Below are 18,429 nucleotides of genomic sequence, written 5' to 3' on the forward strand. Positions count from 1 at the left end.
ATCGGCGCCGGAGACGGACGAGGCGGCGCAGGACGACGCCGGTACCGATGCGGCGGCGGAGGAATCGCTGGAGGATGTCGATGCCGGCGCGACCGACAGCGCGGACACCGCCGATGCCATCGACAGCGCCGACAGCGCCGACAGCGCCGACGACATCGACGCCGCCGCCACCCCGCCCGCGGAAACGCCGGCACGGCCGCAGGCCGCGCCGTCTGCCGCCATGGCCAGCATGTCGGCGGCGCCCGCGTTCAGCGCCGCGCCGGGCGCCCAGCTGGGCCGCGAAGACAGCGACTTCGACTTCGGCACGATCTTCGACACCGATACGGGCGACGCGGGCCGCACCAGCCTGCTCACCGAGGGCATGACCTGGGACGTCGAAGTGCGCGTCGTCAGCGGCGACGGCGTGATCAGCGACGGCAATGTGTCCGACCGCGAGATCAGCTCGCAGGGCGACCGCGACGGCGTCAACCGCTTCCTGGCCGGCCTCAAGTTCCGCCCTGGCGCCGACTGGAGCGGCGACGTGGCGATCCGCGTCACGGTCAGGAACTACGCCGACAGCAGCGTCGATCCGGTCACCCTGAATTTTTCCGTGAAAGTGCAGCCGGTGGCCGACCGGCCGGATACCGGTACGGTGTCCCAGCTGGCGCCAGTCGCCGAGGACGTGCGCGATGCGGCTGGCGCCGCGGTGGCGAGCCTGCTGCCGAACTTCAGCGATGCCGACGACGACGGCCTGGCCGGCATCGCGATCAGCGCCAATGCCGCCACCGCCGCCCAGGGCCGCTGGGAATACTCGACCGACGACGGCGCCAGCTGGCGCGCGGTGGGCACCGTGAGCCAGGGCTCGGCGCTGCTGCTCGACGCCACGGCCAGGCTGCGCTTCACGCCCGCCGCCGACTGGTTCGGCACCCCGGGCAGCCTGACCGTGCACGCGGTCGACGACAGCGGCGCGCGCAGCTTCACCAGCGGCGCCACGCGCCAGACGGCATCCGTCACTGTCGGCAGCGACATCGACCGCGACGGCGCCAGCCTGGCCACCCGGGTCACGCCGGTCAACGACGTGCCGCAGACCGAAGACCTGGAGCTGGCGGTCGACAAGAACGGCAGCCTGGCGATCGCGCTGACGGCGTTCGACCCCGACCGCGGCACGAATTCCAGCACCGACGCCGCCTTGACCAAGTTCGTGATCGTCGATATCGCCGGCCTGAATGGCACGCTGCGCATCGACGGCGGCGCCGTGGTCACGGCCGGCATGGAACTCACGACGGCGCAGGCGGCCAAGCTGCGCTTTACCCCGACCGCGAATTTCAGCGGCGCGGCCAGCTTCACCTTCCGCGCCGTCGATGCCGCCGGCGCCAGCAGCGAGACCAGCACCGCCCATATCAGCGTGACGGCGCTCAACGAAGTGCCCACGGTGACCGTGCCCGGCCCGCTGGCGATCCAGGAAGACGCCGGCCCTGTCGCGCTGACCGGCATCGTGGTCGCCGACCGCGACGGCGGCGACAACGTCGAGCAGGTGACCGTGACCGCCGCCCACGGCGTGCTGTCCCTGCTGGACAGCGCCGGCCTCGAGGTCAGCGGCGACGGCAGCGCCCGCGTGGTCCTGCGCGGCACGCTGGACCAGCTCAACGCGGCCCTGGCCGGCCTGTTGTATACCGCCGATGCCGACTACCATGGCAGCGACACGATCCGGGTCACCATCGACGACCTGGGCAACTCCGGTCCGGCCCCGGCCAGCGCCAGCGACACGATCGCCGTCACCATCGCTCCGGTGGCCGACGCGCCGGTTACCGGCGAAGCCAACCTGGCGCCGGTGCAGGAAGACACCCTCGATCCGCCCGGCGCGACGGTCGCCGAGCTGCTGGACGGCTTCACGGACGCCGACGGCGACCTGCTGGCCGGGATCGCGATCAGCTTCGACGGCAGCCAGCCGGGCCAGGGCCAGTGGCAGTATTCGGTCGACAGCGGCGCCAGCTGGCTGGCGGTCGGCAATGTGGCGCGCGGCGCCGCGCTGGCGCTCGATACCCGCGCCTTGCTGCGCTTCGTGCCGGGCCCGGACTTCAACGGCCGCCCCGGCAGCCTGACGGTCCACGCGATCGACGCCAGCGGCGTGCGCACGTTCAGCAGCGACGGCCAGCGCGTGACGCTGGCGGTGGCGCCCGCGGCCGACATCGACGCCGTCGGCGCCGAACTGGGCACGATCATTACGCCCGATGCCGACGGCCTGCTGGTCGCGATCGACCGCAGCCTGCGCGTGCGCGAAGGCGACAGCGCGGTGCTGACCTCGAACGTCCTGAGCATCACCAGCCGCGATGCCGGTCCGGCCGACATCGTGTACACGATCCTGGCCGACGGCACCCAGCTCGATGCCGGCCAGCTGCGCCTGGGCGGCGTGCTGCTGCGCGCCGGCGACACCTTCACCCAGGCCGACATCGACGCCGGCCGCATCCGCTATACCCACGACGGCCGCGAGCCGGGCACCCAGGGCGTGGCCTACAGCGTCAGCGACGGCATCTCCACCGAGCAGCGCACGCTGGCGATCCGCGTCACGCCGGTCAACGACGATCCGGTGCTGTACGTGCCGGGCGACAGCGTGGGCGGCGGCGCGCCGCTGCAGGCCCATGTGGCGCAGCGCGGCGGCGAATTCACCTTCTCGCAGGATGCGATCCGCGTTGTCGATCCGGACAATACCGACGAGCAGCTCGTGTTCCGCATCGAGAGCCTGCCGGCGCACGGCACCCTGACCCTGGACGGGGCGGCGGTGCTGCCCGGCGTGGTGTTCAACTACGCCGACCTGGGCAAGCTGGTGTACACCCACGACGGCAAGGGCGCGAGCAGCGACAGCTTCCGCGTGACCCTGCGCGACGGCGCCGGCGGCAGCGCCAACGACGGCGCGGCCGCCACCATCAACCTCACCATCGGCAACGCCAACCACGCGCCGATCGGCATCGGCGACCTGGGCCTGGTGATCAACGAAGATCCGGACAGCTACGGACAACAGGCCAACAACGGCAGCGCGATCCGCGACCTGGCCGGCTACCTGCTGCTCGACGTCGACCAGGGCGCCAGCGTGGGCGGCATCGCCATCGTCGGCAATACCGCCGACGCCCAGGCCCAGGGGCGCTGGGAATACCGCAGCCCGGACGGCCAGTGGGCCGCGATCGGCCAGGTGAACGACCATGGCGCGGCGCTGGTGCTGGCGGCCGATACCCTGGTGCGCTTCGTCCCGGTGGCCAACTACCATGGCGAGCCGGCCGCCCTGCAGGTGCGGGTGCTGGACAATACCTATGCCGGCGCGGTCTCCGGCACCGCCGGCGGCGAGCAGCGGATCACGCTGGACACATCAAGTGGCCAGCGCGGCGGCAGCAGCGCGATCTCGGATAATCTCAACCGCCTGGGCGTGAGCGTGGTGGCGGTCAACGACGATCCGATCCTGGTCGCCAACAAGGGCCTCGAGGTCGCGGCCCCGGGCCAGACCGTCACCATCGGCAGCGGGCAGCTGAGCGCCGTCGATCCCGAGGGCGACACCATCACCTACGTGGTCGAGACCGCGCCGGCGCGCGGCGTGCTGCTGCTGGACGGGAAGCCGATCGGGAAGGGCGACAGCTTCACCCAGCAGGACATCGGCAGCGGCCGCCTGGCATACCGCAATATCGACGGCGCCGAAGACAGCTTCAGCGTCACGGTCCGCGACGGCAAGTACAACGCGGTGCTGGAGCGTCCGGGCGGCATCTACGCCGGCGACGCCCTGCAGGTCATCGAGGTGCCGGTGGTGGTCGGCCCGGTCGACGGCGGCGACGGCCCCGGCATGGTGGCGCGCGACGACGTGCTGGTCACGCGCCAGGATACGCCGATCGCGGCCAACCCCGCCGCCAACGACGGCGGCGTCGGCGCGCTCACCATCATCGGGGTCGGCGGCGCCGTGAATGGCACGGTCGCGCTGGACGGCGGCCTGGTGCGCTTCACGCCGGCGGCAGGCTTCAGCGGCACCGGCTATTACGACTACACCGTGCGCGACGAGGCGGGCAATACCGCCAGCGCCCGGGTCACGGTCTACGTGATCGCCAACAACGAGGCGCCGACCCTGGCGCAGGCCCCGCTCCAGCTCGACGAAGGCGCGGTGGCGACCATCACCGCCGATCACCTGGATGCGCGCGACCGCGACAACACGCCGTCGCAACTGACCTATACCCTGGCCGCGCTGGCCGGGCTGACCAATGGCGCGCTGTACTACGACGCCGGCGGCACCCCGACCGCCCTCGGCAACGGCGCGCGCCGGCTGCACGCGGGCGACAGCTTCACCCAGCAGGACGTGCTCGACGGCCGCATCAAGTTCGTGCACGACGGCGGCGAGGATTTCATTTCCAGCTTCACCTTCCGCCTGACCGACGGCGCGGCGCGCCTGAACCAGGAATTCACCTTCGACATCGACGTCAACCCGCTCAACGACCGCCCGGACATCGCCGGCGGCACCGTCAACGTGCCCAAGGGCGGCAGCGTGGTGATCGACAGCGCGGTGCTGGGGGCGAGCGACGTCGACGGCGTCGGCAGCGACAAGTCGACCGGCCATGCGGCGCCCGACACCCTGAGCTTCCGCATCGACGGCATGCCGCTCCACGGCGAATTGCGCATGGCAGTGGAAGGCCGGGTCTACGACGCGGCCGACGCCACCAGCTGGCGCGTGGTCGATACCGACACCGTGATCGGCGCCGCCGACCTGGCGCGCGGCCTGCACTACGTGCACAAGGGCGACGGCACCGCGGCCGACAGCATCGGCTTCATCGTCACCGACGATAGCGGCGCCGACAACAGCAGCAATAGCGCGCCGGTCACGATCCGCATCGTGCCGGTGAACGCCTATCCCGAGATCGTGGTCGATACCGGCCTGGTGCTGGAATGGGATGGCGACACCGTGGCCGGCAATGGCAAGGCGCTGTATGAAGGCGAAGGGAAGACGCTCGAGGTGCGCGACCTGCTCGGCGACGGCGACCTCTCCAAATTGACCGACCTGCTGGGCATGGACCCCGACAACAGCCCGACCCAGGTCCAGTTCCGCATCACCGAGGGCGTGCGCTACGGCGAGCTGACCCGCGACGGCCAGTTGCTGGGCGTGGGCAGCGCCTTTACGGTGCAAGACCTGATCGATGGCCTGATCCGCTACGAACACGACGGACTGGAAACGCCGGTGGCGACCGGCGCCGGCGTGCACTCCGACTTCTTCGCCTATGTGCTGTCGGACGGCAGTGGCGGCAATGGCGACGATGGCGTGACCGATCCGGACCGGGTCGAGCCGCCGGGCCGCTTCAATATCGACATCATGCAGGTCAACGATACGCCGACCGTGTCGGTGCCGGGCGCCCGCATTGGCGCCGAGGACAAGCCGCTGGCGGTCCCCGGCATCGTCGTGGTCGATCCCGACAGCCGGCGCCGCGACGGCAGCATCGATCCCGACCATGGCCCGCTGAAGGTCACGCTGAGCGTCGGCCACGGCAGCCTGACCTTGAGCGGCGCCGGCGGCCTGTCGATCGCCGGCAACGGCGGCGCCAGCGTGGTGCTGACCGGCACCCAGGGCGAGATCAATGCCGCCCTCGCGACCCTGGTCTACCAGGGCGACCGCGACTACAACGGCCTCGATCGCATCGAGGTGCTGGTCGACGACCAGGGAAACAATGGCGTCGATCCCGACCTGCCCGGCGTGCCGGGCGAGGGCGACGGCAGCACCGACACCAACGAGACCGTGCGCGCCAGCATCGACATCCGGCTGCAACCGGTCGACGACGCGCCCGCGCATGCGCTGCCGGGCCGGCAGGCGCTCGACGAAGACACGAGCCTCGTGTTTGGCGCCGCCCACGGCAATGCGATCGTGGTGTCGGACGTCGACGCCAACGAGACGCCCGGCGCGCAGCTGGTCACCACGGTCAGCGTCGGCCACGGCACCCTGACCGTCAGTGCCGGCCATGGCAGCATCGTTGCCAATGGCACGGAGTCGGTGACGATCCGGGGCACCCTGGACCAGATCAACGCCGCGCTGGAGGGCATGGTGTATCGCCCGGACGCCGACTACAACGGCGCCGATACGCTCACCATCGTGACGAACGACCGCGGCAACACCGGCCTGGGCGGCCCGCTGTCCTCCAGCGGCACCGTCGCGCTGGCGATCGCGCCGGTCAACGATGCACCGATCACCGAAGACCAGGCGTTCACAGTGGCCGAAGACGGCCGGTTGACCTTCAGCCTGGAGTCGCGCGAGGCCGACTCCGGGCAGGAAGGCGACGGCGACGCCGACGTCGACCGCTACCGCATCGTCAGCCTGCCGCAGCACGGCGTGCTGCGGGCCAGCGACGGCACCGTCATCACCGGTCCGACCGTCATCACGCTGGCCCAGGCCACCGGCATGACCTTCACGCCGGACGCCGACTTCAACAGCAGCAAGGGCGGCGTCGCCTTCCAGTTCACCGCGCTCGACAGCGCCAACGTGGAAAGCGAGATCGCGACCGTGACCATCGCGGTGACCGCGGTCAACGACGCCCCCGAGATCGCGGGCGGCGGCGACACCGTTGCCTACACCGAAGGCCTGGGCGCCGGCGTGGCAGGCAGCCCGGTGCGGCTGGACGGCAATGGCGACGCCACATTGGTGCGCGACGTCGAACTGACCGTCACCGGCGAAGACGACTTCGCCGGCAGCAGCCTCACGGTGGCGCGCCAGGGCGGCGCGGTCGCCAGCGACCGCTTCGGCATCGATACCGCCTTCGGCGGCGACGGCAAGTCGGTCGCGCTCAATGGCAGCGTGGTGTCGGTCGATGGCCGCGCCGTGGCCACGCTGGGTGGGGGCAATGGCAGCCTGGTAGTGACCTTCAATGCCGGCGCCACCCGGGGCGACGTCGACGCGCTGATGAAGCGCATCACCTTCAGCAGCGTGTCCGACAGCCTGCAGGGCAGGATCCAGGTCGACGTCACCTTCAACGACGGCAATGCCGGCACGCCGCCGGCGCAAGGAGCAGGCGGCGCGCTCACCGATACCCTGACGTTCAACGTCGACGTGACGGGCACCAACGATGCGCCAGGCGCCACCGCGGGCCAGCTCGCCCCGGTGGACGAGGATGCCGGCGCAGTCGGGATGGATTACAACGCGGGCAACCTGCCCGCGGCGACCGGCGCCACCGTCGGCAGCCTGTTCGGCAGCCGCTTTACCGATCCCGACGCCCCGAACGGCGCCACGCCGGCCGGCATCGCGATCGTCGCCAACGCGTCCACGCCGGACCAGGGCCGCTGGCAGTTCTCGCTCGACGGCGGCCAGACCTGGCACGACGTGCCGCGCAGCGGCCTGGGTGAATCGAGCGCGCTGGTGCTGGAGAGCACCGACCGCCTGCGCTTCCATCCGGACCAGGCCAACTACAACGGCGCCGTGGGTTCGCTCGGCGTGCGCCTGTCGGACGGCACCGGCCTGGAGCGCAGCACCTCGAACGCCGACCTGAAGGCGCTGGCCACCGGCAGCACCGACGGCTGGTCGAACCGCACCACGCTCGGCACCAGCGTGCGGGCGGTCAACGACGGACCGGTGATCCGCGACCTCGATGGCGACCACGTGGTCTTCATCGAAGCGGTGGGCGTCAATATCGCCGGCTCGGCGGTCCTGCTGGACAACGCCACCGACGGCAAGCTGCGCGCCAGCCTGTATGACGTGGAACTGACCGACCGCCTGGAAGCCACGTTTGCCGGCGCCACGCTGACGGTGCAGAACCACGGCACGGCCGACCTGAACGATTTCTTCGTGGTCCAGAACGGCGTCAACGGCATCTCGACCAGCGGCGGCTCGACCCAGCCCGGCCCCGACGTCAAGCTGTTCAACAACGGCTCGGCGATCCGCTACAACGGCGTGCACGTCGCCACCATCAGCGACAACAGCGCGGCCAGCGGCCGCCTGGTGCTGACCTTCACCGCCGACGCCACCGGGGAGGCGGTCAATGCCATCCTGCAGAACCTGGCCTACTCGAACGACAACGATGCGCTCGAACAGCAGCGCAAGACGATCGACGTCACTTTCTCCGACGGCAATGGCGGCGCCCAGGGCAGCGGCGGTCCGCTGTCCACAACGGCCCAGGTGCTGATCGACCTCAAGCCGAGCAATGACGCGCCGTCGTTCACGACCGGCGCCACCATCGCGACGCAGGAGGATGTGGCCGCGAGCGAGCGCACCCTCGATTCCCTGCTGGGACAAAATTTCCGCGACCCGGACGGCGTCGCGGGCAACTTCGCCGGCGTGGCCATCGCCGGTTTCGACAATGCCGGCATCGGCGACTGGCAGGTCAGGCTGGGCGGCGAATGGGTCGACCTGGCCGAGCTGGCGCCGCAGGGCTTCACGGCCGCCAATGCGCTGCTGCTGTCGAAGGCGACCGAGGTGCGCTTCGTCGCCGACGAGCATGCCAACACCGATGGCAGCGCCAGGCCGGCACTGACCGTGTACGCGGTCGAGAACCTGATCCCGATTGGCGCCGCGGTCGACAACGCACCGGCGCTGACGTTCAGCACCACCAGGGATGCGCTGCAGACCGTGGACACCACGGGCGACACGCTCGAATCGCGGGTGTCGAACAGCGCCGTCACGGTCGACGTGGCGATTGCCGCGCGCAACGATGCCCCGCTGCTGCCCACCAGCGGTGGCCGCAACAGCGCCTTCAATGGCGAGATCGAGGAATCGGCGGTCGCCGGCATCGGCACCGAGGCCCAGCAACTGGTGAGCAACGCCTGGCTGGAAGACCTCGACCTGGCGACCACCGGCCGCCTGGGCGACGCGGTATTCGGCGCCGGCCGCATCACGGTGAACCTCGACGGCGGCGTGACCGCCGACAGGCTGAGCCTCGCGGGCACGCCCGCCGGCGTGGCCGGCGTCAGCGGCGGCGTCGACGGCGCCCCGCTGGTCATCACCCTGGCGCAATCGGCTACGCTGGACCAGGTCAACCGCGTGCTCGAGGCGATCCGCTACGAGCATACCGGCGACACGCCGCCAAGCGGCACGCGCAATTTCACCATTACCGTCAGCGACGGCAACAACCAGCAGGCCGGCGGCAATGCGGGCGGGCCGGACCCGCTGACGGCGAGCATCGGCGGCGCGATCACCATCGTCCAGGCCAACGACCCGCCGCTGGTCGACCTCAACGGCAACGGCGCGGGAGAGAACCATGCGGTGACCTGGATCGAGGCCGCCAACGGCCCGCACCAGTCGCTGGCCATCGTGCCCGATGCGGTGCTGGCGGACACCGACAACGCCAACCTTGTGCGGGTGACCTTCACCATCGCCGGTGTCCTCGACGGCAACCGCGAAGTGCTGACCATCGGCGGCCACGAGATCGCGCTGGGCACCGACGTCGTCGGCCTCGAAGTCGGCGGCCTGAAGCTGGATTACGACAGCGCCACGGGCACCGTGCGCTTCGTCCCGCTCGATGGCGCCACCGTCTCGCTGGACAGCGTGCAGGCGCTATTGAAAGGCATCACCTACAACAACCTGAGCGAGGATCCGAGCGCCGGCACGCGCACGGTCGCCATCGAGGTGGTCGACGCCGGCATGGACGACAATGGCGTCGACAGCCCTGCCAATAATCTGCTGCCGAGCAACCGCGCAACCGTGTCGATCGGCGTGACGCCGGTCAACGACCAGCCGCGCCTGTCGGGCCTGGACAACGTCAGCTTCCATGAAAACCGGATCCAGGCCACGCCGGCCTGGCTCGACCGCGACATCACGCTGGTCGACCCCGACAACGTCGACTATGCCGGCGCCACCCTGACGGTATCGGGCCTGGCGGCCGGCGACCGCGTGTCGCTGCCGGCGTGGAGCGCCGACATGGATCCCGCGGCCAACCCTGGCGCCGTCGTCCTGCGCGGCACGACGATCCTGCATTCGGACGGCGCGGCCTGGATCGAGGTCGGCACGGCCAGCGGCGGCAACGGCGCCAACCTGGTGCTGGCGCTGAACGCCAGCGCCGACGCCGCGATCGCCGAACGCATCCTGGAACACCTCACTTTCGCCGTGAACACCGATGCGCCGCAAGCCACGCGCACGCTGACCTATACGGTGAACGACGGCGCCGGCGGCCCCGCGGCGGCCGGCGTCGCCTCGCTCGAGGTGACGGTCATTCGCGACAACGACGCGCCGACCATGAGCGCGACCAGCATCGGCGGCGCCTACACCGAAGGCGGCTCCGCGCTGTTCCTGGTTGGCGGCACGATCCTGGTCGCCGATGCCGACATCGGCAACGGCAAGCTGACCGGCGGTTCGCTGACCGTGCACCTGGACCGCTACGTGGCCGGCGACAGCCTGGCGATTGCCCACCAGGGCAATGGCAATGGCCAGATCGGCGCCGCCGGCGGCGTGCTCCGCTACGGCAACGTCGTGGTCGGCAGCTACAGCGGCGGCGCGGCGGGCGACCTGGTGGTGACCCTGAACGACAAGGCGACGCCGGCCACGGTGAAGGCCTTGCTGGCCCGCCTGACTTACTCCAGCAGCTCGGACGACCCGAGCGTCGGCGTGGATGCGTTGACCCGTGGCCTGGGCATCACGCTCAGCGACGGCGGCAACCTGTCGGATCCGGGCGCCGACGTGCGCGGCCCGCTGTTCGCCGTGCTGGAGGGCACGATCGCGGTGCGGGCGACGGCGGATGCGCCGACCATCTCGGCCGGCAATGCCAGCTTTACCGAGAACGGCGGCGCGGTCGCGCTGTCGCCGCAGTTGACGCTGGCGGACAAGGACGACACCCATGCCAGCGGCGCCACGGTGCGCATCTCGGGCGGCCTGCAGGCGGCCTGGGACCGCCTGGTCCTGGCCGGCGCGGTGGCGGGCGAGACCATCGCCGGCACCGCCATCACCTTCGGCGGCTACGATGCCGCCAGCGGCACCCTGACCCTGACTGGCGTGGATACCCTGGCCAACTACGAGGCGGTGCTGCGCCAGGTCGGCTTCGACAACCTGAGCGAAGACCCGACCGGCGCCAACGCCAGCGCGACCCGCACCATCACCTGGAGCGTGGCCGATGCCGACGCCGCCGACATCGGCGCGGCGACCGGCGTGGCAACCAGCACCGTTACCCTGGATCCGGTCAACGACGGACCGACCCTGGGCCTGGACGCGACCGGCGACGTCCGCCACGTGCAGGGCGGCGCGGCGGTCGTCATCGACGCCGACGCTACCCTGGGCGACCTGGAACTGGATGCGCGCGACAACTGGTCGGGCGCGACCTTGACCATCGCGCGCGCCGACGGCGCATCCGGCGACGACCGCTTCGGCGCCAGCGGCGCGCTGGCCTTGATGGACGGTCGCGTGCTGGTGGATGGCGCCGACATCGGCGCCTATACCCAGTCGGGCGGCCGCCTGGCGATCGCCTTCGGCGCCGGCGCCACCAGCGAGGCGGTCACCGCCGCGCTGCGCGGCATCACCTACGCCAACACCCAGGTGACGCCGGGCGCGCTGGCCTATGACCGGGTGGTGCTGCGGGTGACGGTCGACGACCGGAACAGCAACACCGGTCCCGGCCAGCAGCAGGGCGCGGGCGGCAATTTGACCGCTTCCAGCGACATCACGCTGCACATCAACCGCCTGCCGGTCGCCGGCGCCGGCAACGGCCAGGTGAGCGAAGGCATCGCCACCAGCGACACCAGCACCGTGGAAGGCGACGTCATCGCCGATGCGGACGACAGCGACGACGATGCGCTGACGGTCGCGGGCGTGGCGGCGGGCAGCGGCACGCCGCTGGGCGCCAACCTCGGCACGGACGTCGCGGGCAGCTACGGCAGCCTGCGCATGGACGCCGATGGCGCCTATGTCTACACCCTGGACAACACCCTGGACGGCGTGCAGGCGCTGGCCGTCGGCGAGCAGCTCAGCGAGGTGTTCACCTATACGGTGAGCGATGGCCGCGGCGGCGTGGTGAGCGCGACCCTGACGGTCGTCATCACCGGCACCAACGACGCGCCGCTGGTGACGACCGCCGACCTGGCCGGCAGCATCGCCGAGCCGGTCGTGGCCGAAGGCGTGCTGCAGGACAGCGGCGACATCGGCTTCTCCGACGTCGACCTGAGCGACACGCACACCGTCAGCGTCGCGCCACAGGGCGACCCGCTGGGCAGCCTGGTGGCCACCGTAACCGACGACACCACCGGCAGCGGCAACGGCGGCGCCGTGCGCTGGACTTACTCCGTCGACGCCAACGCGATCGAGCACCTGGCCGCGGGCGAGACCCGGGTCGAGCGCTTCGACGTGACCATTGCCGACGGCAAGGGCGGCGTCGTCACGCGCACGGTCGAGATCACGATCAGCGGCAGCAACGACGCGCCGGTCCTGGTGGACACGGTGCGCGAAGTGACGCAACGCGAGGATGCCCCGGCGCCGGACGGCGCGGTCGGCACCCTGGTGTCGGACCTGATCGGCGCCGGCGGCAGCAGCGACGCCGACGGCAGCGCCGCGCCGCATGGCATCGCGCTGACCGGCATGGACAGCAGCAAGGGAAGCTGGCTGGTGTCGTTCGACGACGGCGCCAGCTGGGATGTGCTGGGCAAGGTGGGCGAAGATGCAGCGCTGCTGCTCGGCCCCGATGCGCGCCTGTACTTCCAGCCGCTGCCGGACGTGAACACGGCCGCCGGCGCACTGGCGGCGGGCCTCACCTTCCGCGCCTGGGACCGCAGCAGCGGCCAGCAGGGCGACACGGTCGCCATCGGCACCCCGGGCGGCAACAGCGCCTTCTCGGGCGCCAGCGACACGGTGGCGCTGCGGATCGTGCCGGTCAACGACGGGCCGGCGATCGTCGGCCTGGATGCGGTATCGGTCAATGCCTCGCCCGACAACCCCTACCTGCCCGAGCTGGGCCCGGTCGTGATCGATCCGGACGTCACCTTCGGCGACCGCGAACTGGGCGTCGAGCGCGACGACTGGAACGGCGCCAGCCTGGTGCTGTCGCGCGCCAATGGCGCTTCCAGCGACGACCTGTTCGGCGCCCGCGCCGGCGGTCCGCTGGCGCTGGCCGACGGCATCGTCACGGTCGACGGCGTCGCGATCGGCAGCTATGTGAACGGCGACGGCAGCCTGTCGATCGCCTTCAACGACGCCGCCACGACCGAGCGCGTCAACCTGATGGCGCAGAACATCACCTATGCCAACGGCGCCACGCTGCCGGCCTACAGCAGCGTGACCCTGGACTGGCGCCTGGTCGATGGCAACAGCAACGACGATGGCGGCGGCGTGGCAGGCGCCGGTCAGGACCAGGGCCAGGGCGGCAGCCTGCAGGCGCTGGCGCAGATCGTCATCTCGCTGAACCAGCCACCAGTCGCCGTCGCCGATACCGCGGAAGCGGTGGAAGCGGGCGGCGTCAGGAATGCCGGCGCCGGGACCGACCCGAGCGGCAATGTGCTGACCAACGACACCGATCCTGACCACGGCGACACCAAGGCGGTGACCACGGCCGGCACCTTCCAGGGCCTCTACGGCACCCTGGAGCTGGCGGAAGACGGCAGCTACACCTATACCGTCGACAATGCGCTGCTGGCGGTCGAACGCCTGCGCCTGGCCGGCGACACGCTCACCGACAGCTTCGACTACACGATGCGCGACGCGGCCGGTCTCACCAGCTCGTCCACCCTGACGATCACCATCCGGGGCGCCAACGACGCGCCGGTGGCGGTGAACGACACCGCCATCGCGGTGGAGGCGGGCGGCGTCGCCAACGGGACGGCCGGGGTGAACCCGACCGGCAATGTGCTGGCCAACGATACCGACGTCGACGCCGGCGACAGCAAGACGGTGACCACCACCGGCGAACTGGCAGGCGCCTACGGCACATTGACCCTGAATGCCGACGGCAGCTACAGCTATGTGGTCGACAACGCCAATGCCGCGGTGCAGGCCTTGCGCACCGCCGGCGACACCCTGCTCGATACCATCAGCTACACGATGGTGGATGCGGCCGGGGCGACCAGCAGCGCGACCATCGCCATCACGATCCAGGGCGCCAACGATGCGCCGGTCGCCGTGAACGATACCGCCGAGGCGGTGGAAGCGGGCGATGGCGCCGGGGTCGACCCGACCGGCAATGTGCTGGCCAACGATACCGACGTCGATGCCGGCGACAGCAAGACCGTCACCACCACCGGCGTGCTGGAAGGCGCTTACGGCAGCTTGAGCCTGAACGCCGACGGCAGCTACAGCTACGAGGTCGACAACACGAACGCCGCGGTGCAGGCGCTGCGCACGTCCAGCGACACGCTGGTCGACACCATCGCCTACACGATGGTCGACAAGGCCGGCGCGACCAGCAGCGCGACCCTGACGATCACGATCCGCGGCGCCAACCATGCGCCGGTCGCCGTCAACGATACCGCCATCGCGGTGGAAGCGGGCGGCGTGGCCAACGGGACGGCCGGGGTGAACCCGACCGGCAATGTGCTGGCCAACGATACCGACGTCGATGCGGACGATACCAAGACCGTCACCACGACCGGCGAACTGGCAGGCGCCTACGGCACGCTGACCCTGAACGCGGACGGCAGCTACAGCTATGTGGTCGACAATGCCAACGCCGCGGTGCAGGCGCTGCGCACGGCCAGCGACACCCTGGTCGACACCATCAGTTATACGATGGTCGATGCCGGCGGCGCCACCAGCAGCGCGACCTTGACCATCACGATCCAGGGCGCCAACGATGCCCCGGTTGCCGTCAACGATACGGCCATCGCGGTGGAGACGGCCGACGAGGATGGCATCGACCCGACCGGCAATGTGCTGGCGAACGATACCGACGTCGATGCCGGAGACAGCAAGACCGTCACCACCACCGGCGTGCTGGAAGGGACCTACGGCAAGCTGACCCTGAATGCCGACGGCAGCTACAGCTACGCGGTCGACAACAGCAATGCGGCGGTCAAGGCATTGCGCACGTCCGGCGACACCCTGGTCGACACCATCGCCTACACGATGGTCGACACGGCCGGGGCCACCAGCAGCGCGACCTTGACCATCACGATCCGCGGCATGAACAATGCGCCGGTCGCGGTGAACGATACGGCCATCGCGGTGGAAGCCGGCGGCGTGGCCAATGGCTCGGCCGGGGTCAACCCGACCGGCAATGTGCTGGTCAACGATACCGACGTCGATGCCGGCGACACCAGGACGGTGACGACCACCGGCGCGCTGAAGGGCGCCTACGGCAGCCTGACCCTGAACGCCGACGGCAGCTACAGCTATGTGGTCGACAATGCCAACGCCGCGGTGCAGGCGCTGCGCACGGCCAGCGACACGCTGGTCGACATCATCCGTTATTCGATGGTCGATGCCAGCGGCGCCACCAGCAGCGCGACCTTGACCATCACGATCCGCGGCGCCAACGATGCGCCGGTCGCGGTCGACGATACGGCGGTCGCGGTGGAAGCGGGCGGCGTGGGCAACGGAACGGCCGGCGTGAACCCGACCGGCAACGTCCTGGCCAACGATACCGACGTCGATGCGGGCGACAGCAAGACCGTCACCAGCACCGGCGTGCTGGCCGGCCGCTACGGCAGCTTGAGCCTGAACGCGGACGGCAGCTACAGCTATGCGGTCGACAACGGCAATCCGGCGGTGCAGGCCCTGCGCACCGCCGCCGACACCCTGGTCGACACCATCAGTTATACGATGGTCGATGCCAGCGGCGCCTACAGCAGCGCGACCCTGACGATCACGATCCGCGGCGCCAACGATGCGCCGGTCGCGAACGACGATACGGCGATCGCGGTGGAGGCGGGCGGCGTGGCCAACGGTACGGCCGGGATCGACCCGAGCGGCAATGTGCTGGCCAACGATACCGACGTCGATGCCGGCGACACCAGGACCGTCACCAGCACCGGCGTGCAGGCCGGCGCCTACGGCAGCCTGCGCCTGGATGCGGACGGCAGCTATACCTATGTGGTCGACAATGCCAACCCGGTCGTGCAAGCCCTGCGCGGCGCCGGCGACACGCNCGATACGGCGATCGCGGTGGAGGCGGGCGGCGTGGCCAACGGTACGGCCGGGATCGACCCGAGCGGCAATGTGCTGGCCAACGATACCGACGTCGATGCCGGCGACAGCACGACCGTCACCAGCACCGGCGTGCAGGCCGGCGCCTACAGCAGCGCGACCCTGCCGATCACGATCCGCGGCGCCAACGATGCGCCGGTCGCGAGCGACGATACGGCGATCGCGGTGGAGGCGGGCGGCGTGGCCAACGGTACGGCCGGGATCGACCCGAGCGGCAATGTGCTGGCCAACGATACCGACGTCGATGCCGGCGACACCAGGACCGTCACCAGCACCGGCGTGCAGGCCGGCGCCTACGGCAGCCTGCGCCTGGATGCGGACGGCAGCTATACCTATGTGGTCGACAATGCCAACCCGGTCGTGCAAGCCCTGCGCGGCGCCGGCGACACGCTCACCGAGCGCTTCGTCTACACCATGGTCGACGCCAGCGGAGCCAGCAGCAGCGCGGTCCTCACGGTCACCGTGCGCGGCGCCAACGATGCGCCGGTGGCGGCGGACGATACCGCCGTCGCGACGGCGAGCGGCGCGGCCGGCGGCGGCGTCGACCCGAGCGGCAACCTGCTGGCCAACGATACCGACATCGACGCCGGCGACAGCAAGACGGTGAGCAGCACCGGCGTGCTGCAGGGCGCCTACGGCAGCCTGCGCGTGAACGCGGACGGCAGCTATACCTATGTGGTCGACAACGACCATCCGGCCGTGCTGGCGCTGCAAGGCCCCGGCGATACGCTGAGCGACCGCATCGTCTACACCATGGTCGATGCGGCCGGGGCGAGCAGCAGCGCGACCCTGACGGTCACGATCCGCGGCGCCAACGATGCGCCGGTGGCGAACGATGACGTCGCGGTCGCGGTGGAAGCGGGCGGCGTGGCCAATGGCAGCGCCGGCGTGAACCCGAGCGGCAATGTGCTGGACAACGATACCGATGCCGATGCCGGCGACAGCAGGACCGTCGCCAGCACCGGCGTGCTGGCGGGCGCCTACGGCAGCCTGAGCCTGGCGGCGGACGGCAGCTACACCTATGTGCTCGACAACGCGCACCCGGCGGTGCAGGCGCTGCGTACCGCCAGCGACACCCTGGTCGAGCGCATCGTCTATACCATCCGCGACGCCGCCGGCGCCGAAAGCAGCGCCACCCTGGTGGTGACGATCCGCGGCGCCAACGACGCCCCGGTCGCGCAGGACGACAGCGCCACCGCGGTCGAGGCGGGAGGCCAGGACAATGCCGTCGGCGGCCTGGATGCCAGCGGCAATGTGCTGGAAAACGATGCCGACGTCGATGCCGGCGACGGCAAGACCGTCGTCACCACCGGCAGCTTCGGCGGCGCCTACGGCGTGCTGGAACTGAACCCGGACGGCAGCTATGTGTACCGGGTCGACCAGCGCCATCCGGCGGTCGAGCAGCTGGCCGCCGGCCAACGCCTGGTGGAGCGCTTCAGCTACACGATGCGCGACACCGATGGCCTGACCCACGAGGCGGTGCTGACGGTGACCATCGAAGGCAGCGACGACGTGCTGTTGCCGCAGCAGGTGGACAGCTCGCTGCAGCTGCCGCCACGGCAGGAATCGTCGACCCAGGTCGCGCTGCCGCCGACGCCGTCGGGCATCGACCTGGCGTTCGGCGGCGGCGCCGGCGGCCAGGTGCGCGACTTCGCGGCGTCGCCATGGCAGATCGAGGACGGCCTGGGCCGCCTGCAGCTGCGCGTCAGCTTCGAGGTGGGGCAGGGCTGGGGCGGATCCGGCTACGACTTCGACGCCCGCAAGCTGGAGTCGGTCGATCGCGGCTTCCCGGTCGAGCGCATGAAGATGGAGGCGACCGCCGACACCACGGTCGAAGGCCAGCAGAAGGGCGGCGAGCGCCTGTTCACCTTCAAGGGCATCGGCAATACGACGATCGCGGTCGGCCGCATGCTCGACTATCACGTGCCGAACCACGCCTTCGGCCACACCGACCCGGCCGCCATCGTGCAGCTCGAGGCGCTGCTGCTCGACGGCAATCCGCTGCCGGAATGGGTCGAGTTCGACCCGACTTCGGGCGTGTTCGGCGGCCGTCCGCCGCAGGACGCCACCGACCTCGAGATCAAGGTCGTGGCGCGCGACAACGAGGGCCGCGAAGCGACCACCACCTTCCTGCTGCGGATCGAGGGGGCGGAACGGGCGCAGGACGACGGCAAGGCCGAGACCCCGGCCAAGGGCAAGGACGTGGCCAAGCGCGGCGCGACCGCCTTCTCGGAGCAGATCAAGCTCGCGCGCCGGGGCGACCCGCTGCTCGACAGCCTGATGTCGCTGGTGGCGCCGGCCAAGCCGGCCGCGCCATCCGCATCAGCCGCTTCAGCCGCACCAGCCGCCGACGGGGCAGGCCAGGACACCAACCAGACAATTTCAGCGTAACCAGGAAC

The 18,429-nt window shown here is 70.6% G+C and carries 1 protein-coding gene; it reads left to right on the forward strand.

All coding sequences use genetic code 11. The features are described 5' to 3' along the window. The first annotated feature begins 1,249 nt into the window (after positions 1-1,249). Entirely contained in the window at positions 1,250-18,421 is a 17,172-nt protein-coding gene (locus tag Q9246_RS18340; RefSeq protein WP_422802395.1) for a VCBS domain-containing protein, read from the forward strand. Positions 18,422-18,429 lie beyond the last annotated feature (8 nt).

The organism is Telluria beijingensis, from assembly GCF_030770395.1.
GTDB lineage: Bacteria > Pseudomonadota > Gammaproteobacteria > Burkholderiales > Burkholderiaceae_D > Telluria > Telluria beijingensis.